Here is a 21392-nt window from a genome sequence, read left to right as displayed (position 1 = left end):
TAACGTTTAGCATCCAAACGATCAGGATCCATATGGCTACCTGGTCGTTGCTTTTACAAGGAAAGTAAACATGTCAAAAGTATCTTTTGAAGAGCTTCTAGAAGCCGGAGTACACTTCGGACACATGAAGCGCAAGTGGAACCCAAACATGGCTCCGTACATCTTCTCTGAGCAGAAGGGTATCCACATCATCGACCTCAACAAAACCATCGTTAAACTTGACGAAGCGTCTCAAGCTATGAAGCAGATCGCTAAGTCAGGAAAGAAAATCCTTTTCGTTGCTACTAAGAAGCAGGCGAAGGATATCGTTGCTGAGAAAGTGAAGGCAGTAAACATGCCTTACGTAACAGAGCGTTGGTCTGGAGGTATGATGACAAACTTCGCTACGATCCGTAAAGCGATCCGTAAGATGTCTCAGATCGATAAGATGGGAACTGACGGAACAATGGCTACGCTTTCAAAGCGTGAGCGCCTTCAAGTATCTCGCCAGCGTGCGAAGCTTGAAAAGAACCTTGGTTCTATCGCGGATCTAACTCGCCTACCAGCTGCGATTTTCGTTGTTGACGTACGCAAGGAACACATTGCTGTTGCTGAAGCTAAGAAGCTTGGTATTCCAATCTTCGCTATGGTGGATACAAACTCTGATCCACGTTCAGTTGACTTCCCAATTCCTTCGAACGATGACGCTTCTCGCTCAATCGCTAAAGTTCTTGATACCGTTACACACGCTATCGCGGAAGGACTTTCTGAGCGTAAGAACGAGAAAGAAAAGCGTTCTGCTGACAAGAAGAAGGCAACAGCCGAAGAAACTACAGAGGAGAAGAGTTAATATTCTCTTTACCTCTTATAACTAGTGAATCTATTTCTTTGGCCTCTGTCATTTAACAGGGGCCAATTATTTAAATCCAAATAAGATGAAAATCACTGCATCAGAAGTTAACGCGCTTCGTAAGATCACAGGAGCAGGGATGATGGACTGCAAGAAAGCTCTTCAGGAAGCTAACGGCGACCAGAAAGAAGCGATCGAGATCCTTCGTAAGAAAGGACAGAAAGTAGCTGCTAAGCGTAGCGACCGTGACGCTGCGGAAGGTTTGGTTATTGCCAAAACTACCAACGACGGAAAGCGCGCTGCTATGATCGTTCTTAACTGTGAAACTGACTTCGTAGCGAAGAACGATGATTTCGCTGGAGTAGCTAACACTATCCTAGATGCTGCCATCGCTAACAACCCAGCTAGCCTTGACGAGTTGAAAGGATTGTCTTACGCAGATTCAGGTTTGAATATCGCTGACAAGATCACAGAAGAGATCGGTAAAATTGGTGAGAAGATTGAACTATCAGCTTACGAATCAGTAGCAGCTGAATCAGCGTTCGCTTACAATCACCCAGGAAACAAACTAGCTGCTATCGTTGGATTCAACGATGACGCTGGTGCAGACGCTGCGAAAGACGTTGCTATGCAAGTTGCAGCAATGGCTCCTGTAGCTGTTTCTCCTAACGAGATTCCTCAAGACCTTATCGCTAAGGAAACTGAGATCGCTCGTGACCTTGCTATCCAAGAAGGCAAGCCAGCTGAAATGGCTGACAAGATTGCTCAGGGCCGCGTAAACAAGTGGTTCAAAGAAGCAGCTCTTCTTGAACAAGCGTTCATCAAAGACAACAAGAAATCGATCAAGCAATACCTTGGCGAGCAGAAGGAAGGACTTACTGTCACTGAATTCCGTCGTATCGCGTTGAGCTAAGCATTGATCAATTCAATACTGAAAAAGGGAGCCTTGTGCTCCCTTTTTTGTTTTCCAAGGAAGCCATTTTGAAGGGGTAAAATACTCGCTCAGATTTTAGATATTTGCGCCGAGGGAATAAACCATGAAGTACAAGCGCGTATTATTGAAACTCAGCGGTGAAGCGCTGATGGGAGAAAAGCAATTCGGAATCGACAATGACCGTCTTAAGCAGTACGCTTATGAAATCAAGGCCATTGTAGATGCCGGAGTTGAAACAGCAATCGTGATCGGAGGTGGAAACATCTTCCGTGGAGTGCAAGCTGAAAAAGGAGGGATCGAACGTACCCAAGGTGATTACATGGGTATGCTGGCAACAATGATCAACGCCATGGCGCTCCAAGCAGCACTCGAACACATCGAAGTGGATACTCGCCTGCAATCTGCCATCGAAATGAAGCAAATTGCTGAGCCATTTATTCGCCGTAAGGCCATCAGACATTTAGAGAAAGGACGTGTTGTAATCTTCGGAGCGGGAACTGGAAATCCATTCTTTACAACAGATAGCGCAGCTTCGCTTCGTGCCATCGAAATTGATGCTGATGTGATCCTTAAAGGAACACGTGTAGATGGTATTTACACGGCAGATCCAGAGAAAGATCCTTCAGCTACGCGTTACTCTAAAATCACTTTTGACGAAGTGTTCCAGAAGGGACTAAAAGTGATGGACATGACAGCATTCACGCTGTGTAATGAAAATAAACTCCCGATCATCGTGTTTGATATGAACAAGCCTGGTAACCTCCTCCGTGTGATGGAAGGGGAAGAAGTAGGCACGATCGTTGAGTTCTAAGGGCTAGACCCATTAAAAATGTAAATTAGGCGTCACTATGAGTGAAGAGGTAACTATGGCCCTTGATGAGGCCAAAGAACAAATGCAAAGTTCCATCAACCACCTTGAGGTTGAACTAGGAAAGATCCGTGCGGGGAAGGCACACCCAAGTATGCTTGATTCGGTGAAACTTGACTACTACGGAACGATCACGCCGCTAAAGCAAGTAGCTAACGTGAGCACTCCGGATGCTCGTACGATTACTGTGCAGCCTTGGGAGAAGTCAATGTTGGACGCCATTACAACGGCTATCATTAACTCAAACCTTGGTCTAAACCCTCAGAACAACGGTGAGTTGATCATTATCAACGTACCTGCGCTTACAGAGGAACGCCGTAGAGAGCTTTCAAAGCGCGTACGCGCCGAAGGAGAGAATGCGAAGGTTTCGATTCGTAACGCACGTAAAGATGCGAACGACTTCATCAAGAGTGCTGAAAAAGACGGTTTGAGCGAAGACATGGCAAAGACAGCCGAAGGACAAGTTCAAGACATCACGAACTCATTCACAAAGAAAATAGATGACATCTGCGACGCGAAAGAAGCAGATATCATGACAGTATAAGTTTAGACTTTCTAGACGTATCTTGAGGCCTTTGTAAATTCAAAGGCCTTTTTTGTGCTTATGAAAAAACTGGTTGTAACGTGCTTAATCCTTTTTTTCTTTTCGGGTTCTTACGCTCAAGAAATTGACGCTTTGCTTGATGAAGCATGGTACGGTTGGCAAACGAACCCAAATGAAAGCTTAGATAAAGTTGATGAAGCCATTGCGTTAGCTACCGCAAAAGGCGACGAAGAAAAACGCCTTCAGGGTCTAGAAATTAAAGGGATTGTTTATGAACAACTCGGCTTTCTGAATAAAGCTGTTGAACTCTATTTAGGAGTTCTAAAAGTGAGAGAGGAACAAGGGGATGTGGAAGCGACCATATCCCTTAACATCAACTTGGGAATCGTCTATCAGAAACTTGGCCAATTTGATAAAGCGGAAACATACCTTACCGAGGCGATGTCCGTCTCAAAAAAGAATGGAGATGATATGGGGTGGGTGCTTGCTGCGAATAATCTTGGAGGGAATTGGTCGGCAAACGGCAATCCCAAAGAGGCCATTGCCTTGTTTGATCAATTACTAAGTGAAGTTGAAGATTCTACGTTGCGTTTTTCGCTCTTGCTTAATAAAGGTATTGCGGCGTTTCGAAATGAAGATTATCCTGAGGCTCTTCGTATTTACCATCAAGCAAAAACCTTCGCATATAATCAGGCCGTGTTAGATCAAATACACTTATACAGCAATCAAGGTCAAGCGTTGATTCAAACAGGAGAACCTAAAGAGGCCAAAGAATTGCTTATCTGGTGTTATGATAAAGCGGTAGTCATAGAGAATAAGCGTCAACAGAGGTTTGCTTCTAAGCAATTAGCAGCTGCTTATGAAGCATTGAACGCTCCAGATAGTGCGCTTTATTGGCTAAAACTTAATCAAGGTTTAGTAGAAGAATCAAACAAACAAGAAAGCGAACGCTATATCAATACGCTCACCACGGTATATGAAATAGAGAAGAAAGAAAAGGAAATCGTTGAGCTCGAAAACGAACAACTTTTGAAGGATCAGGAGCTGTTCAGGACTTATGGGGCACTGGCGTTGTTTGGAATTCTGCTGATTGGAAGCGTGGTGTTCTTCCGATTGCGTTTGAAATCGAAGGTGCAAGAAAAGCAGTTGCTTGATATTCAGTTGAAGCAACAAGAGGAAGAATTAGATCGATTCAAAAAGGAGCTTGAAGAACAAACAAAAGGACTCTTAGAGCGAAATAGACGCATTGCGGAAATTCGAAAAGAGCTAGAAAGCTATAAGAAAGTGGAGATTGATGACGAAATGAAGGAGGTGTTAAGCTCGAAGATTCTCACCAACCAAGATTGGGACAATTATAAGCGCACGTTTAATCTTGCCTTTCCGTCGTTTTTCGAAAAACTGCACAACTGCGCGAATGACTTATCACAAGGAGAACAGCGTACATCAGCATTGATCAAGCTAGACCTTTCAAACATGGAAATTGCCGAAATTTTGGGAATATCTGAACGATCGGTAATTCAAAATAAGTACCGTTTACGAAAGAAATTAGGTCTAAATGATGCTTCGGAACTTCCTTCCTTCTTGAAGGGGTTGTCGACCTAGAAATAACAGTTAACACACAGATAGACAGAGGGTAAGGCTTCGTTAAGGATAGGTCATGTCGACCATTGTAGATACCTTGTAGACCCTGTTTCCTTTTCAAACGGCGAGTTGAGTCGGTGATTTGCGGCAACCAAATAATTTCAATTATGTTGCCAAAGCATTTAACCTTAACAATCTTATTTATTCTAAGCTTAGCCTGCCCAATGGTAGGACAGCAATTCATCGAACAGTGCGACGATTTCACGGTAGATCTAAGCCAAGGTTCGGTTCCCATTGTTCAATACGATCCGCTTCATCCCATCACAGGAAAAACTGTTTGGTTTGAATTTGAAGCGCGAAGTGAGTACACAGTAATTACAACCTCTCCCGTGGTTGGTGAACCAAATGGAGATGTTCAACTTCATCTATTCGACAACAGCGGTCCAGTACCAATTCCGGTTGCGTGGGATGACAACTCTAATGTTGAAGAAGCGGGACACGCAGAAATCACCTTTCAATATGATTTAGGCCGGAGCTATCTTATGGCCGTGTCGGCTGTGAATATGGAGGATATATTTTGTCAGTTGAATGTTGATGGCTTTTGCAATGAAATCAGCGAAGTTCGATCGGGATTGTTAACATTACCATTGGCCTATGGCGTTTCGAGCACTGCCGAGTTTAACGCTGCGTCAATCATTTCAGCAGGTTATGGAGCGCATTTTCGGCCGTCCGGGGGCAGTACGTTCCCTGCGTTTGATTTTGCGGCATATCAATTTTTCGGCACAGGAGGTGACGTTGCCGTGAACCTATCATATAGTGACGCTGAGCCTTGGGAAGGGACCTTGTACGTTTTGAAGACGAATAATGATGATTCCTTTACAATTATTGGCGCTGATTTGTGGGAATCGAATGTGGCCAATCGCTCTGTTGAATTCACAACTGAAATCAACACCGAATACATCTTGGTTTTTGAACTCAATGATCAAGACTCCAATGATGTTGAACCGGAGACATCTGTTTCAATTATAGATCTTGATGATTTAGGAAATAATAGTGGACAAGGCACAAATGAGGCTCCTTTCCTTCTCTATGATGGCTTTGAGATGGTAGGCCAATCTTCTAGTTTCCCGGACGCCACAATGAACCCTTGCTTACAAAACTTGAGCTCAAATGCAGCGTATTTTCAATTCATAGGTGATGGAAGTAGCCATTGGATTCATCTTGATGGTATGCTATCCTTTACGAAGAATTGTGGCGTTTTTTCATACCAGCCGTGCGAATACAACTATCCAGTTTTGGCTGTATTATGGAATGAAACGGACCAGCAGTGTGAATTGTCACTTTCGAATGGATCAGGATCCTACAACTTAGAATTTATAGCAGAATTGGGTGATGAATATCGATTGCTCGTTTATCCCTCATACACTCCGAATCCATTGAATTATGTGCTCCGGAATACAAGTTGGAACTTGACTTTTGGCAGTCAGTTCCAAAGTTTAGATAATGTTCTTCAAGACATTGCAGAACCATTCCCTTGTGGGAGCACAACTTCTATCGAAGTTCAACCCGCCAATCTTCAAGGGAGCTTAATTCAATTTAATACACCTTGTGGAGATGTTTCAATTCAGAATGAATTCAAGCCACAGACATTCATTGGAGATGGAGATACCTATACAATCCAAACAATTGACCGATCAGGTTCGCCAGATGAAGTATTCGCATTTTTAACTGTGGTTGAAGAAGATGGAGGTGATTATCAATGCTTGATTTACCAAGCCGAAAGCGATAATAATGGCTTCATTCAAGAGAATCTAGTTACCGAGTTAGGAAAGAGATATTACATATTCGTCGAGGCTATAGCTGCTGGTAGTGGGTCTAAATGGCTTGATCTCGAATTATACTCGCCATTTTGTGTCGATTGTTTCGGTCAGTTTAGTGCTCCCGGGTTCCCTGTCGAATCAGACTCTCCTCTATTGGAGGCCACTCTCGATGCCAACCCTTTGTGTTGTTTGCTTGGATGGGATGCCATCTGTGATGATTACATCAGAGAGGTCGCGCTGTTCGACGAAATCACCCCTTTAAGTGAGTCGGTAAATTGCGGTTCGAACACTGTACAATGCGCTGAAGGTTTCGATTTGTTTGACGGGTTCGAATACAGTGATGATCTAGGAAATGAGTTCGAAACGACGAAGAAAATGTGGCTGGGTTCAATTGACGGAACGGGTGAAGTAATGTCTTTCGAGTTCCATCGTGACGGCGTGAATCCGATTCACTATGCTGCACCTGGAATCATGGTCTATTTTGATGATGGGGAAGGTTATGAGTACTATATTCTCGACGTCAGTTTTGCATCTGAAAATGGGCCTTTCGGAGTGTTGAATTTCAGCCGAGAGATCTTCGTACCGTCAGGTACAACTGCGTATATAATGATTGCTGACAACAACGAAGACGAGGATTTTAGCAATCCTTATGAGATGACAATTCTAGACCCAAACAACTGTGGTTATTGCGAGTCGTTAATTTCTGGTGAGGCGGATATTCCTCTCGATGACCCGGTATTTGATACCGTTGTTAGCTTAAATCCTTCTTGTTGTGCAGAATGGAGTGCTTCATGTCAGTCTTCTTATGAGTTCTTTTACTTCCCAAATTGCGCGATTTCCCCGGTTGTAACTTGTGGTGATACGCTTAGTGGTTCTACTATTGGCGAACCTATTTACACTGGACAAAAGTGTGACAATACGTCATTTACTAGCGGGTCCATCTGGTATACATTCGTCGGAGATGGCTCTACATTTAACTTTGATGTCCTTCAAAGGGGTAATGCGTGGAATGCACAGATTTATGGATTCATCGGTGAGTGTCCGAGTCCGGAATGCCTTGGTAACAGCGACTCTGCAATAGGGGGAGCACTTGCTTCGTACCAATTACCCACGATAGAAGGTGAGACCTATTTCGTGGCAATCACGGGAATCAACGGAGACGAAGGAGATTTCGACTTACACGTATACAGTTCTGACTACTGTGGGCAGTGCTTCACAGCGTATTCAGGGATGCACGTATTCGAAAATCAAAACCCCATTTACCAGCAGGTTATTTCCGCACAGCCCTCATGTTGTAATTCGTTTTGGGACGCGGATTGTCAAGCGCTCTATGACGGATTGATTTGTTCAAGCAGTTTTGAACCAAACAATACTGTGGCTTCTGCCACCACCCTTGGCTTATGGTCGCTCGATTTAATACAAGATAACGTGCAGGCGGCTATTTCCAGCGCTTCTGATGTCGATATATACATGGTCAATATCAGTGCTCCGGGTAGTATGTTTTTGAACCTAGTTTCTCAAGCAAATCACGCTGACTTAACAATGGAGCTATGGAATAATGAAACGTTACTGGCTTCAGCAGATAATTCTGACAGTTTTGAATTCCTTGAGCAGTACGTAGAAGAACTGGCGGTTGGAAGCTACTTTATCCATGTCAAAGCCAGTGAAGGAGCGTCTTTTGATACTGTTGGGTGTTATGAACTATTCCTTGATTGGGTGCCTGATGATGTGCCTGGTTGTACACTAACCGTAAGTGTGGATGATGTTTCAGCATGTGATCCAGCCACGGGCACTCATGAAGTCTCATTAGAAATAGAAGCTTCGAATGTAGGTGGTACTACCTACCTGATTAATGGACAACCTTTCCCTATTACAGACCAAGTGCAGTATCAAGTGGTGCCTGATCAACCTTCAACAGGTGCCGCAAGAAATCTTGTCATCTCTGTTTTGGAAAACCCAATGTGCACTGTTGTATTAAACAATGCATATATCGCACCTGAAAGCTGCGGAGAGGGAAGCACTTGTGTAATGGATGGAAATGCCGATGGAACGATCAATGCGGCCGATCTACTTGTATTCTTGTCGTTCTTTGGAACTACTTGTGATTAACGACGAACGAATGCTCTGGCAACTCGGTCGGTCTCAATAAGATCATCTATTGTCGGCTTTTCTTTGAATTGAGTGGCGTGCATTGCTTTAGCAATCACGTCGCTCATCTCAAGGAAGCCAATTTGGTCTTTCAGGAACAACTCTACGGCTACTTCATTGGCTGCATTCAATGCACATGGCATATTTCCGCCCTTTTCGAGGGCATCAAAGGCCAATTGAAGATTTTTGAAGGTCTCTTTGTCTGGAGCTTCAAACGTCAGCTGAGGATAGTCTAAAAAGTTAAATCGTGGAAAGTCATTCTTTAGTCGCTCAGGGAACCCGAGTGCATATTGAATGGGGAGCTTCATATCAGGCAAGCCCATCTGCGCTTTCATGCTTCCGTCTTCAAATTGTGCAATACTGTGAATGATCGATTGCGGATGTACAATCACATCGATCTGCTCGTTTTTCAGGCCAAATAGCCACTTGGCTTCAATCACTTCCAGACCTTTATTCATCAGGCTGGCAGAATCGATGGTAATCTTCGCACCCATGTCCCAATTAGGATGCTTCAGCGCCTGCGCTTTAGTTACTTCCGCAAGATCAGCGCGTGTGCGTCCTCGGAAAGGACCACCACTAGCAGTCAAGTAGATCTTTTCAATCGGATTGTTCCATTCGCCCACAAGGCATTGGAAAATAGCCGAGTGCTCTGAGTCAACAGGGTAGATGTTTACCCCTTTATTCCGCGCTAGCGTTGTAATAATATCACCAGCAACAACAAGGGTTTCCTTGTTCGCCAGTGCAATGTGCTTGCCCGCTTCAATCGCAGAAATGGTAGGCTTCAATCCAGCGAAACCAACGAGTGCGGTGAGCACGATGTCGATTTCTTCCATTTCAACCACCTGAGTCAGCGCCTCTTGACCGGCATAGACCTTGATGTCCGCATCCCAGAGAGCATCACGTACTTTGTCGAAATGGTCTTCGTTGGCAATAACAACAGCGTTCGGACGAAACTTCAAGCTTTGCTCGATCAAGAGATCAGCGTTGTTTCCTGCGGTCAATACTTCGACCTGAAAATGGTCAGCTTGTTCTTCCATCACTTCCAGGGCTTGTGTTCCAATAGAACCAGTGGAGCCTAGGATGGCGATGTGTTTCTTGCGTTGTTCGTCTGCCATGAGGGTTGATTAAAGGAACCCAAGTTCGAGTTTGGCCTCTTCACTCATCATATCCTGAGTCCAAGGAGGATCAAATGTGATGTCAACCTTAGCTGAAGAAACACCCTCGACTTTCGCTGCTTTCTGCTCCACTTCAAGTGGAAGCGATTCAGCAACTGGACAGCTCGGAGAAGTCAATGTCATCTGGATGAATGCGTTCCCCTCATCGTTCACCTTTACTTCGTAGATCAGTCCAAGTTCATAGATATCAACTGGGATCTCCGGATCGAAGATGGTCTTCAATGCGACAACAATTTCGTCCTCAATCTTTCTTTTATCCATAACGATAGTGGCGTTAGCCTCTTTTGTCTTCGAATTATCCGTTGACGAAGGTACTTCGTTTTCTTTGGTTGACTTAGAGAATAGGAAACGCATAGTGTTCGAAATTGTTCAATTTGCTCGACTATTGCTGAGCTCCTTGAAAAGCAACGCCGTAGAATTTCATTTGCTTGATCATGGAAACCAAGCCGTTGCTGCGTGTTGGTGATAGGTGCTCATGCAAGCCAATCTCCTTCACGAAATGCAAGTCAGCATTGGCGATGTCTTCTGGTCGTTGTCCTGAAAGAACTCTGACCATCAAAGCGATCATCCCTTTGGTGATGATGGCGTCGCTATCTGCAGTGAAAATGACAGTCCCGTCATCGCTACGTTCGGCATTCAACCAAACACGTGACTGGCACCCCTTGATCAGGTGGTCTTCATCTTTACTCGCAGCATCAATGAGGGGAAGTTCCTTTCCTAATTCAATGATGTGCTCGTACTTCTGCATCCAATCATCGAAGAAGGCGAATTCTTCAATGACCTCTTGCTGTTTCTCTTCAATACTCATAAGCTGCCGCAAAGATACATATTGCTTTAGCAGAAGAACCTCACAAAAATGTAGAATGTTCAGGGCTTAGCGGACGAAATTGTAGCCCAGTCGGAGGGTGATGTTGTGACTGAATCGAATATGGTAGGTGTCACCTCCAAATGCTTGATGCACTCCGGTGCCTCCCATCCACTCTAAACCGAAAACAGCCTTCTTCAGAATGTGCGCCTGAACGCCAATGGGTACCATCATGCGTGCATAGCCAGAATGGCGAGCCTGGTAGGTGATGATATCAACGCGATCTTCATTAGATACAGGATCGATTTCTTGTTCTACGGAGAAATCTGGGAACTGCTGGCGGATGCGCAGTAACTCAGGATTGAAGGTGATACCGAGGTTGGCTCCAAGTCCGGTATAAGCAGAAAAGAATCGACCATCCTTGCGCCACAAATGTGATCCGGTAAGGCCAAATTCATTGTCGACGATGCAAAACACATAGCTGTCTTGATACTGAATACCTTCTTCTACCACTGGTCGGTGCCAGCTAACCATCGCTTCACGGTCAAAAATGACACGAGCTCCAATGACCCACTCTTTGGAAACTCCTTCATTGATAGAAGGACGTTCAATGTGAACGAATCCACTAAGTACGGTTCCGTCAACGTAGGCGTAGGTTTCTTCTTCGAAAGAGGTAAGATCAACGTTGAATGCTTCATCCGATAACGAGAGGTCACGCATGAAGTTCATAGACATATTGGAGTACACATCTTGATGTGCTCCAAACGAGACACCGACTTCTTTAATCTGCGCAAATGAAAGGGTAGATAGCAGCGACAGGCAGATGCTGAGGACGAGTGTTTTCTTCATGATGTTTTGGTTGGGGCGCTACGAGAGCATGCGAACTCCCTGTTCCAGCGCCACTATATAACGATCAATTTCGTGTTTAGTGTTGTATGCGCCGAATGAAACACGGATCGTCCCCGGGATTCCCAAACGGTTCATGAGTGGCTCTGTACAGTGGTGTCCAGTTCGAACAGCCACACCCATTTGGTCAAGCAAGGTGCCCAGGTCATACGGGTGGATATCTCCAACTAAGAATGAAATCACACCAGCCTTCTCCTTCGCTGTACCAATGAAGCGCATGCCGTCAATGGCTTGCATTTGCTCGGTGGCGTATGTGGTGAGTTCGTGTTCGTGCTGGGCTATCGCCGAAACGCCTATCCCATTCATCCAATCAAGGGCTACACCAAGGGCAATTCCATCTGCAATGTTTGGAGTCCCTGCTTCGAACTTGTACGGAAGATCATTGTAGGTTGAACGCTCGTAACTCACCGATGAAATCATTTCACCTCCTCCGCGCCAAGGCGGCATAGCTTCGAGTACTTCTCGTTTTCCATAAAGAATACCAATACCCGTTGGCCCGTATGCTTTGTGGCCAGAAAAGGCGTAGAAGTCGCAATCAAGGTCTTGTACATCTACCTGGAGGTGAGGAATAGCTTGTGCTCCATCAATCACCACCGTAGCTCCAGCTTGTTTTGCAGCAGCCGTCATTTCTTTGGCCGGATTGACCGTTCCTAAGGCATTGCTAACGTGGTTGAAGGCAACGAGTTTTGGCTCTTCCTTCAACAGTTCGGCATAAGCCTCTTGATCTAGCTCTCCAGCATCATTCATTGGGATGACCTTGATTTGAGCGCCTTTTTCTTCAGCGATCATTTGCCATGGAACCATATTCGAGTGATGCTCCAAGGCTGAAATCAAGATGAGATCTCCCGCAGTAATATTCTTGCGTCCCCAGCTCTGAGCGATGAGGTTGATTCCATCTGTTGTTCCGTAGGTGAAGATGATCTCTTCACGGGCAGAAGCGTTAAGGTGAGCCTTGACCTTGGTACGAGTCTCTTCGTAAGCGCTAGTGGCCAACTGTGCCAAGTGGTGCACCCCTCGGTGAATATTTGAGTGGTAGTGATTGTAGTATTCACGAAGCGCCTCAATAACCGCGGTTGGTTTTTGGCTACTAGCAGCGTTATCGAAGTATACGAGCGGACGTCCATGTACTTCCTGATTGAGGATCGGGAATTGTGCGCGGACGCGGTCAACGTTGTATGTAGTTTCCGTACCTGTCATGATAGGTGGATCAAATATTCATGGTTTCCATCTCCTCCAGTGATCGGTGAATCGATCTGTCCTTTCAACTGAAAACCTAATTCTTCTGCTTTGAGTATGATGTCGCGTCGTGCTTTCTCACGGGCAGTGACATCTCGTACAATTCCGTTTTTACCTAGATAGTCTTGTCCTACTTCAAACTGCGGTTTCACGAGTGCAACCACTTCCGCCGAAGGCGACATAAAACGCTTGATGGCGGGCAAGACAAGGCGTAAACTGATAAATGAAACATCAATCACGACCAGGGCACAGGGCTCTGAAATCAACGTTTCATCAATGGTTCTAATGTTTTGACGTTCAAGACTAATGACTTGATCAAGGCGACGTAAACTCGGAGCTAATTGGTCAGTGCCAGTATCAACCGCAAACACTTTCGTTGCTCCTCGGTCAAGTAAGACCTCTGTGAAACCACCAGTAGATGAACCCACGTCAAGGCACACCTTGTTCTCAGGATTCACCTGAAATTGATCGAGGGCCGAAATCAACTTAAGCGCACCACGTGAGACCCACTTCATGGGCTCTTTGATGACAGAGATCTCAGCGGTCTCGTCGAACTTTTTACCGGGTTTCTTGACTACTTGTCCGTTGACTTGTACACCACCTTCTTTGATCAATACTTCTGCGCGCTGCCTGGAGGAAACCAATTGCAGTGCGACGAGCCATTGATCGAGTCGGTGGAGTTCTGTCATTGATCGAGACGTTCTTCTAGTCTGTTCAAGCAATATTCGCGAACGGCATCATCACCAATCGCTTCAACGATCTCTTTGATAAAGGCTTGCACAAGTAGTTTACGAGCAGAAGCTTCACCGATTCCACGAGCGCGGAGGTAGTAAACAGCTTCTTCATCGAACTGACCTGTGGTTGAACCGTGGCTACACTTCACATCGTCAGCGTAGATTTCAAGCTCAGGCTTCGAGTACATATGTGCATCATCTGAAAGCACAATGTTCGCGTTCTGCTGGAAGGCGTTGGTCTTTTGTGCATCAAGACGCACGTATACCTTACCATTAAATACAGCAGTAGCTTTATCAGTGACAATCCCTTTGTACACTTCGTTTGACTCGCAGTGAGGCACGAGGTGGTCAACCATCGTGTGGTTGTCAACGTGCTCTTTTGCGCGAGGCATGTAGGTGCCAAAGAGGTGCGTTTCGCAATTCTCGCCAGCTACACGAATATTGAGGTTGTTACGAACCCACTGTCCGCTCAACGTCACAGTACGGATGTTGAATCGGCTATCGCGTGCTTGCTTCGTCCATTCTGTAGCGTGAACGTACGACTCACCAGTCATCTCTTCCTGGATTTTGTCGATTTGTAGTTCAGCATTTTCCGCAACGAATGATTCAATCACGCAGCTCTGGAAGCTCTTTGCAGATTGATTCGAAACATAGTGGACAATTACTTCCGCGTTAGCGCCTCTCGCCACTTGAATCAAGTGACGATTGATCGCAGCAACATCCGTGTTGTCAGTATAATGAACGATGTATAGTGGCTTGTCTAAGGTCGTATTGGCCTCAACGGAAAGAGCTACACCTTCTTGAGCGTAACGCATGTTGAGGGCTTCGAACCAGTCGCTATGGTGATCAGAAAGCTCACCCATTTGTTGAAGGGCGTCAGACGCTTCTGAAAGCAATTGACAAGTCACACCTACTTGGGTCGGGAGGTTACTTTTCGATGCGTCGCACAACCCATTTACGAAGATGGCGCGGTAAGCGTCGAGGTCAGTAATCTCTTTTATATCGCCTGCGGCGGAAGGGTTGGTGTTCCAATCGTGGTTCACGATTTTACCAACACGAGTGTACTTCCACGCTTCAGTGCGAGTGGTAGGAACAGCGATTTCAGTCAGGGCTAGGTCAGCTGCTGACTTAAGTTCTGGGCGCACATCTACCAGGGCTGAAGAGCCTTCAAATGGCGTCATGAACTTCGCTTTCTTTTCGTCTATCACGTTTGCTACTTCCATGGAAGTGATTTAAGCCGTTACTTCTTCTTTGATCCAATCGTAGCCTTTCTCTTCAAGCTCCATTGCAAGCTCTTTTGGTCCAGACTTCACAATACGTCCTTTGTACAGTACGTGCACTACATCAGGAACGATGTAGTCAAGTAGACGCTGGTAGTGCGTAATCACGAGGAAAGAACGTTCAGGGCTACGCATAGCGTTTACCCCTTGTGCTACTACTTTCAATGCGTCGATATCCAATCCAGAGTCTGTTTCATCAAGGATGGCCAATTTTGGCTCCAACATCGCCATCTGGAAGATCTCGTTGCGTTTCTTCTCACCACCTGAGAACCCTTCGTTCACTGAACGATTGGCAAGCTTACCATCAAGCTCTACGAGAGCAGACTTCTCTTTCACCAACTGAAGGAAATCCTTCGCTGAAAGTTGCTCTTGTCCTTTGTGCTCACGAATTTCATTCAATGCCGTACGCAGGAAGTTGATGTTACTTACACCAGGGATTTCTACAGGGTATTGGAAGGCGAGGAATAATCCTTCACGAGCACGGTCTTCAGTGCCCATGTCAAGAAGGTCTTCACCGTCAAGGTGAGCGCTACCTTCAGTGACTTCGTAATCTTCGTTTCCAGCAAGAACACTAGCGAGGGTACTCTTTCCAGAACCGTTAGGTCCCATGATCGCGTGAACTTCTCCAGGTTTCACCTCAAGGTTTAGTCCTTTGAGGATCTCATTGCCTTCAACAGAGGCGTGCAGGTTTTTTATTTCGAGCATGATATGCGAGTTCAAATGTTCTTATCCCACCGATCCTTCGAGTGAGATGGCCAATAGTTTTTGTGCTTCTACCGCGAATTCCATCGGTAGTTTATTGAGTACCTCTTTTGCGTATCCGTTCACGATGAGGCTGATCGCTTTTTCTTCATCAATACCACGCTGCAGACAGTAGAAGATTTGATCTTCTCCAATCTTCGAGGTGGTTGCTTCGTGCTCTACTTTCGCTGAGCTATTATTCACTTCGATGTACGGGAAGGTGTGCGCCCCACTCGTATCAGTCATCAACAGTGAATCACACTGGCTGAAGTTGCGGGCGTTGTCAGCTGTTTTGTTGATCTGAACCAATCCGCGGTAGCTGTTGTGGCTTTTCCCAGCCGAGATACCTTTACTGATGATGGTGCTGTGGGTGTTCTTCCCAATGTGGATCATCTTCGTTCCTGTATCTGCCTGCTGCACCTTGTTGGTTACAGCTACAGAGTAGAACTCACCAATCGAATGGTCTCCTTTGAGAATACAGCTAGGGTACTTCCAAGTAACGGCAGAACCTGTTTCAACTTGGGTCCAAGAAATCTTCGACTTGCGGTGGCAGATACCACGCTTCGTTACGAAGTTGAAGACTCCACCTTTTCCGTTTTCGTCACCAGGGTACCAGTTCTGTACGGTGCTGTACTTGATTTCTGCTTCGTCAAGAGCGACCAATTCCACCACTGCTGCGTGCAGCTGGTTTTCATCGCGCTGAGGAGCAGTACAACCTTCGAGGTAGCTTACGTAGCTTCCTTCATCAGCAATCACGAGCGTGCGCTCGAACTGACCAGTACCTGCTTCGTTGATTCGGAAGTAAGTAGAAAGTTCCATCGGACAACGCACTCCTTTTGGAATGTAGCAGAATGAACCATCTGTGAAGACAGCGCTATTCAATGCTGCGTAGAAGTTGTCGCTCTTAGGAACAACTGATCCAATGTATTTCTTGACGAGCTCAGGGTGTTCCTGAATAGCGTCGCTCATTGAACAGAAAATGATACCGAGTTCGGCCAATTTTTCTTTAAACGATGTTGCCACAGAAACAGAATCCATAACGAAGTCAACGGCTACTCCTTGAAGGCGCTTTTGTTCTTCGATAGAGATTCCCAGACGATCCATGGTACGACGTAGTTCTGGATCTACTTCATCCAAGCTGTTCAGTTGCTTCTTCTGCTTTGGAGCAGCGTAGTAACTGATGGCTTGAAAATCTGGTTTCTCGTATTGGATGTGTGCCCATTCTGGTTCCACCATTGCTTCCCATTTACGGTAAGCATCGAGGCGCCACTCGAGCATCCATTCCGGCTCATTCTTTTTTGAAGAGATCAGACGAATGATGTCTTCGTTGATCCCAGGAGGGGCTTTATCCGTTTCGATGTCCGTAGTCCATCCAAACTCATATTCTTTCCCCGTAACCTCTTCTAATAATTCGTCTCCTTCGTAAGCCATTTCCAGGTTATGATTTCCGCGTTAGCGTAATAAGATCAAACAGAAAAACTCTCACCGCAGCCACAAGTTCTGTTGGCGTTGGGATTAATAAACACAAAGCCTTTACCGTTCAATCCGCCGGTATAGTCGAGCTCAGTCCCAATCAAGTAGAGGTAACTCTTGCGGTCAACCACTACTTTCACTCCGTTGTCTTCGAAGACCTGATCGCCTTCCTTCATCTCCGTATCAAAGATGAGGTCGTACATGAGACCAGAGCATCCTCCGCCCTTAACCCCTACACGAATGAAGGAGTCTTCAGGATGACCTTCGGTGCTTCTTAGCTTGTAAACTTGCTCGCGCGCGCTTTCTTTTACTTTGATCATTTCGGTGTATTAACAGTTTGCCCTGAAGCTTGTTGCAAAGGTACTGCCATTTATTTAGAAAAAGTCTAAATAAAGACAAGAAAATACCGTAGTCATGGTATTTCCCGGGTGCTAGAATTTGTTTTATTCGCCTGCCTGACCTCGTCAACTACTAAAACGTAATTTTGCGGCATGGAAGAACAGCGCACAGAGATATCAAGCCTAGGTGAATTCGGTCTGATCAAGCATCTGACCAAGGAATTGCCTTTGTTGAATTCAGAGAGCAAATTGGGCATTGGAGATGATGCTGCGGTCATCGATCCGAAGGGCAAGCAAGTGGTAGTAAGTACTGATTTGCTGACAGAAGGTGTTCACTTTGATTTGATGTACACGCCGTTGGTACACTTGGGCTACAAGAGTATCGTCGTGAACTTGTCAGATATCTACGCCATGAATGCGCGTCCAACGCAGGTGACGGTCTCTATTGCTGTTTCAAACCGTTTCAGCGTTGAGGCCTTGGATGAGCTCTATCGAGGAATTCGCAAGGCATGTGAGATCTATAAGGTTGATTTGGTGGGTGGTGATACAACCAGTTCTACTGGTGGTCTGACCATTAGTGTGACTGCTCTTGGTCTCGCTAGCGCGGAACAGATTGTGAAACGTTCAACAGCGAAGAAAGGCGATCTCATTGTTGTTTCTGGAGATTTAGGAGGCGCTTATCTCGGACTTCAAGTCTTGGAACGTGAGAAAGAGGTTTATAAGAGTGCACCACAAGCTCAGCCAGAGTTGGAAGGATTCAACTACATCCTTGAACGACAGTTGAAGCCAGAGGCTAGAAAAGACATCATCAGTCACCTTGCTGAAATTAAGGTGATGCCCACTTCTATGATTGATATTTCAGACGGATTAGCGAGTGAAGCACTTCACTTAGCTACAGAGTCAGGATTGTCAGCAAAGATCTACGAAGACAAAATTCCACTCGACCAGCAGACTTTTGATGTTGCGCGTGAATTCAACCTTGATCCAACCATGTGCGCATTGAGTGGGGGAGAAGACTACGAGTTGCTCATGACCATCACCCAAGATGATTATGAGAAGCTAAAAGGAGACCCTCACTTCACCGTCATTGGATACATGGCGGAGAAAGATGAGGGTCACTCAGTTATCTTAAAAGATGGTACCAACACGCCACTTCAGGCGCAAGGTTGGAATTCCTTTAACGAAGAATAAGTCGCTCTCTCTTAGGAAGCTTTCCTTCTTCTTGAATGCTAATAATGTAGCTACCATTAGCCAGGTTGCTCAAGTCTAGCTGCACAAAGGTGCCGTTAATCTGCTGCTGATCGATCATACGACCGTTCATGTCGGTAATGGTCAACAATCCTGTGCCAGCCAACCCAGCCACAGAAACCTGCCCATTCGACGGATTCGGGAACAACGAGAACGGACGAGTAGTAATGTCTTCGACACTCACCACGCTATCATCTCCATCTCCATCTAAAGAGTTCGGGTCAATATCAACCACTACAGGGTCGTCATCTTCTTCCTCTTCCTCTTCTTCCTCTCCTTCTCCTTCTTCCTCTTCTTCCTCTTCTTCTCCTTCGTTATTTCCTTCTCCTTCTTCCTCTCCTTCTTCCTCTCCTTCTCCTTCTTCCTCTTCCTCTTCCTCTTCTCCTTGCCAATCAATCACGCACGTCCCAGCACCTTCGGTCCATCCAACGAGTGCTTCTATGTTATCTTGATTCAGACAAAAGCTGTTCATCCAATCGGCGCGAACTTCAACTGTTCCATTGCAATTGATTGCAAGCATCCCATATGGTCTTTGGAAAAAGTTGTTGTAAACCGCATTATCAGGGTTATCTGCATACATCGGGAATTCAAACTCGTGCTCAGGTGAATCTTGCCAAGTTTTTAGCGCCCATCTGCGGTAGTGATAGTCCACAGCTTGTACAACGGTAGTGTCATTACTAGTCGTTGTCGGACAATTACTAGGGCAATTCCCATCTGTTGGGTGTGCTTCTATGCCGTAAATGAAGATGATGTTGAATAGTTCTTTGTATTCATCAAAGAAGTTTCGAACGGCTAGATACTCTTGCGAGTTGTTCCCAATTTCGAAGGTGTCTCGGTAACGGAGGCAAGAGACTGAACCACTAAGTAGCAGCACAGGCTTTGGTCCGGCGAGCTCATCATAAAGTGTAACTGAATTACCGTCGAAGTCATAAACTGTGAAATTGTAGACAGTATCGCCGACGTTATAACCTCCGCTCATATCGAGCATTTCGCCATAAAAGATGAGGTCATCAACTGCTGTGGTGTCATGAGGCTGTTCAGGCAGACCGAAATCGCCATACTGAGCATACGACACACTAGAGAATAGGACAGCTAGCCCTAAAAGGAGTGTACGTAACATTTCCAGGAAGTATTGGTTTCGACCCTATTAAACGAAAAATGAGGCATAAGGTTCAAGACTCCAGGAATAATATGCAGGAATAACTATTGCGGATTCTTGTAACGCTGAACCTGCAAATTTGCCCATTCACGGAAATCAAAGTACTCGAAAACTTGACGTTCGAATGGATCGTCAGAGAGTGCGTTGAGATCTATCGCCAACTGTTCATAAAGTTCCTGCTCTGTGCTGTTTCTGCGCTCTTTGAGGATTTCGTTGATGAACTTCAAAATGACTGATTCAAAGCGATATACGCGTTCTCTTGTCTCCAAGAATCGCTGTGTGCTTCGAAGGGCATATGGGATGAGACTCTTGTTTTCCAATTCGAGGTGAATGATGAGATTTAGTATTTGTCCCATACAATGTATATCCTGCGTTTTGTCGATCTCAATGTTGTTCAAGAGCTGATTAATCCACTTCAACGACTCATTCAAACGCGAAGCCTTGAGGTAGAGTACGGCAATGTTGAAATAGAACGAAGCCTTTCTCACCGAACTGAGGTAGCCTTCGTACTTATACAGGCCTTCTTCAATGCGCTGAACGAGCGCAAACCCTTCGTCATAATTCCCGGAGTCAATATGTAGAGCAAGTTCGATACTGCTAGACAAGGCAAAAACCCTCACCTCCATATAAACATCCGTTCCTCCTTCTTGAGCAGGAAGCGATCTCAATTTCTCAAGGTTCTTAAATGCCTCTTTTTCGTGACCAAGCTTATGACCTACATAGATGAGGTTGGTAAGCGTTGTCATCAGGCGTGTTGGTTCTTCATCGAACAGGTGGGGCTGTTTCTCTATCAATGATAGATTGGCCTTCAAATAAGGGTAAGAACCTTCGTCTTCACCAATCCCGAAATAATAAGCACTGTAGAGGTGGTTCAATAAGAAGGTGTTCTCAGTCAACATGCCCTCATGTTCTTGTTTCACCGCTAGTTCATCTAAGATCTTCTTGAATTTGCTCAGGTCTTTTCCAGATCGCGCCTTTCCTTTCTGATACAGATTGCGGAAGATTCGGCTCTTGATGTTCCAGAGCTGATTGTATGTATCAAGTCTAGCGGTGAGCATTTGATCTTCGTCAAGCAATTTTTTCAGGTCTTTCTTTCCTTGTCCTTCGTATTGCTGTTTCTCTAGGATGCGTTTCTCCCACTTACCGATCTCAATCAGACTTGTGATCTTTTCATGTTTCTCCGCCACTTTTCGTGCCGAACGAAGAATCTTCAATGCTTGTCCGTCAAGATTCTTGTGGTAGAGAATTTCAGCTGAATGAATCTGACGCTTCAACTGCGCTTCTGTAGAGCTATTCGCATGGAAGGCATCCAAGCTGCGAAGAACGCTTTGGTAAAGCCGGTTCTTGGCAATAGAAAAGCGTTTGGTGAAGGCTTCACCCTTGAATTTCTTCAGCAACAGATCTTCATTGTATTCTGTCTGTCGATCAATCGCATCAAACAAACGTTCGTAGTTGCTTGAGCTGTTCGACATGTGTCGTGAAGCGTATACCTTGAAGTATCTCTTTTCTGCTTTAGTGAGCGATTTAATAAGCTCATGAAGGTTGTTAGAGGCTTTATTCGACATAGACATTG

Annotated in this window: 19 protein-coding genes; 7 read left to right on the top strand and 12 right to left on the bottom strand. The window is 45.4% G+C overall.

Features of this window, described 5'->3' with window-relative positions; genetic code table 11:
- Nucleotides 1-70 precede the first annotated feature (70 nt).
- The 6 genes from rpsB (at nucleotide 71) to RA156_RS14460 (ending at nucleotide 8685) form a co-directional block, all read left to right on the top strand.
- Nucleotides 71-829 carry a 30S ribosomal protein S2 gene (gene rpsB / locus RA156_RS14485; protein WP_306641111.1) on the top strand — a complete coding sequence of 253 codons (759 nt, stop codon included), beginning with the start codon at nucleotides 71-73 and terminating at the stop codon, nucleotides 827-829.
- 85 nt (nucleotides 830-914) lie between these two features.
- Nucleotides 915-1742: a translation elongation factor Ts gene (gene tsf / locus RA156_RS14480; protein WP_306641110.1), complete on the top strand. Its 828-nt coding sequence runs from the start codon at nucleotides 915-917 to the stop codon at nucleotides 1740-1742.
- A gap of 124 nt (nucleotides 1743-1866) precedes the next feature.
- Entirely contained in the window at nucleotides 1867-2574 is a 708-nt protein-coding gene (gene pyrH / locus RA156_RS14475) for a UMP kinase (protein WP_306641109.1), read from the top strand.
- Between the two features lie 37 nt (nucleotides 2575-2611).
- Complete coding sequence (gene frr / locus RA156_RS14470) at nucleotides 2612-3175, top strand: ribosome recycling factor (protein ID WP_306641108.1); 564 nt, start codon at nucleotides 2612-2614, stop codon at nucleotides 3173-3175.
- Between the two features lie 60 nt (nucleotides 3176-3235).
- Nucleotides 3236-4777 carry a tetratricopeptide repeat protein gene (locus RA156_RS14465; protein ID WP_306641107.1) on the top strand — a complete coding sequence of 514 codons (1542 nt, stop codon included), beginning with the start codon at nucleotides 3236-3238 and terminating at the stop codon, nucleotides 4775-4777.
- Nucleotides 4778-4980: 203 nt separating this feature from the next.
- Complete coding sequence (locus RA156_RS14460; RefSeq protein WP_306641106.1) at nucleotides 4981-8685, top strand: hypothetical protein; 3705 nt, start codon at nucleotides 4981-4983, stop codon at nucleotides 8683-8685.
- Here RA156_RS14460 and RA156_RS14455 read toward each other — a convergent pair.
- The 10 genes from RA156_RS14455 to RA156_RS14410 all read right to left on the bottom strand — a co-directional run bounded on the left by RA156_RS14455 (nucleotide 8682) and on the right by RA156_RS14410 (nucleotide 17394).
- Nucleotides 8682-9839 (bottom strand): 1-deoxy-D-xylulose-5-phosphate reductoisomerase, encoded by a 1158-nt coding sequence (locus tag RA156_RS14455; RefSeq protein ID WP_306641105.1) that lies wholly within the window; start codon nucleotides 9837-9839, stop codon nucleotides 8682-8684. The genes RA156_RS14460 and RA156_RS14455 overlap by 4 nt on opposite strands.
- A gap of 9 nt (nucleotides 9840-9848) precedes the next feature.
- Complete coding sequence (locus tag RA156_RS14450; protein ID WP_434064848.1) at nucleotides 9849-10160, bottom strand: SUF system Fe-S cluster assembly protein; 312 nt, start codon at nucleotides 10158-10160, stop codon at nucleotides 9849-9851.
- A 121-nt stretch (nucleotides 10161-10281) separates the two neighbouring features.
- Entirely contained in the window at nucleotides 10282-10707 is a 426-nt protein-coding gene (locus RA156_RS14445; RefSeq protein ID WP_306641102.1) for a SufE family protein, read from the bottom strand.
- Nucleotides 10708-10773: 66 nt separating this feature from the next.
- Nucleotides 10774-11553 (bottom strand): hypothetical protein, encoded by a 780-nt coding sequence (locus RA156_RS14440; RefSeq protein ID WP_306641100.1) that lies wholly within the window; start codon nucleotides 11551-11553, stop codon nucleotides 10774-10776.
- An 18-nt stretch (nucleotides 11554-11571) separates the two neighbouring features.
- Nucleotides 11572-12807, bottom strand: coding sequence for an aminotransferase class V-fold PLP-dependent enzyme (locus RA156_RS14435; RefSeq protein WP_306641098.1), 1236 nt, complete (start codon nucleotides 12805-12807; stop codon nucleotides 11572-11574).
- The gene (locus RA156_RS14430) at nucleotides 12804-13535 is read right to left on the bottom strand and encodes a TlyA family RNA methyltransferase (protein ID WP_306641096.1); all 732 of its coding nucleotides are present in this window, start codon (nucleotides 13533-13535) and stop codon (nucleotides 12804-12806) included. Before RA156_RS14430 ends, RA156_RS14435 begins: the two co-directional genes overlap by 4 nt.
- Nucleotides 13532-14803 (bottom strand): Fe-S cluster assembly protein SufD, encoded by a 1272-nt coding sequence (gene sufD, locus RA156_RS14425; RefSeq protein WP_306641094.1) that lies wholly within the window; start codon nucleotides 14801-14803, stop codon nucleotides 13532-13534. Before sufD ends, RA156_RS14430 begins: the two co-directional genes overlap by 4 nt.
- Before the next feature lie 9 nt (nucleotides 14804-14812).
- Nucleotides 14813-15565 (bottom strand): Fe-S cluster assembly ATPase SufC, encoded by a 753-nt coding sequence (gene sufC, locus RA156_RS14420; protein ID WP_306641092.1) that lies wholly within the window; start codon nucleotides 15563-15565, stop codon nucleotides 14813-14815.
- Nucleotides 15566-15586: 21 nt separating this feature from the next.
- Nucleotides 15587-17032 (bottom strand): Fe-S cluster assembly protein SufB, encoded by a 1446-nt coding sequence (gene sufB / locus RA156_RS14415; protein ID WP_306641090.1) that lies wholly within the window; start codon nucleotides 17030-17032, stop codon nucleotides 15587-15589.
- A 35-nt stretch (nucleotides 17033-17067) separates the two neighbouring features.
- Nucleotides 17068-17394, bottom strand: coding sequence for a HesB/IscA family protein (locus tag RA156_RS14410; RefSeq protein WP_306641089.1), 327 nt, complete (start codon nucleotides 17392-17394; stop codon nucleotides 17068-17070).
- A 171-nt stretch (nucleotides 17395-17565) separates the two neighbouring features.
- Between RA156_RS14410 and thiL the strand changes: the two genes are divergently transcribed.
- Nucleotides 17566-18603 (top strand): thiamine-phosphate kinase, encoded by a 1038-nt coding sequence (gene thiL, locus RA156_RS14405; protein ID WP_306641088.1) that lies wholly within the window; start codon nucleotides 17566-17568, stop codon nucleotides 18601-18603.
- Here thiL and RA156_RS14400 read toward each other — a convergent pair.
- Nucleotides 18590-19780, bottom strand: a complete 1191-nt coding sequence (locus RA156_RS14400; RefSeq protein ID WP_306641087.1) for a T9SS type A sorting domain-containing protein — start codon at nucleotides 19778-19780, stop codon at nucleotides 18590-18592. The two genes, thiL and RA156_RS14400, sit on opposite strands and share 14 nt — an antisense overlap.
- An 83-nt stretch (nucleotides 19781-19863) precedes the next feature.
- A complete protein-coding gene (locus tag RA156_RS14395) occupies nucleotides 19864-21384 on the bottom strand; it encodes a hypothetical protein (protein WP_306641085.1) in 1521 nt (506 codons plus the stop codon).
- Between the last annotated feature and the right edge of the window lie 8 nt (nucleotides 21385-21392).

The sequence above is a fragment of the Sanyastnella coralliicola genome (assembly GCF_030845195.1).
Lineage (GTDB): Bacteria > Bacteroidota > Bacteroidia > Flavobacteriales_D > Sanyastnellaceae > Sanyastnella > Sanyastnella coralliicola.
The sequence above is the reverse complement of the archived record's forward strand: the minus strand, read 5'-3'. Positions and strand labels throughout refer to the sequence as shown.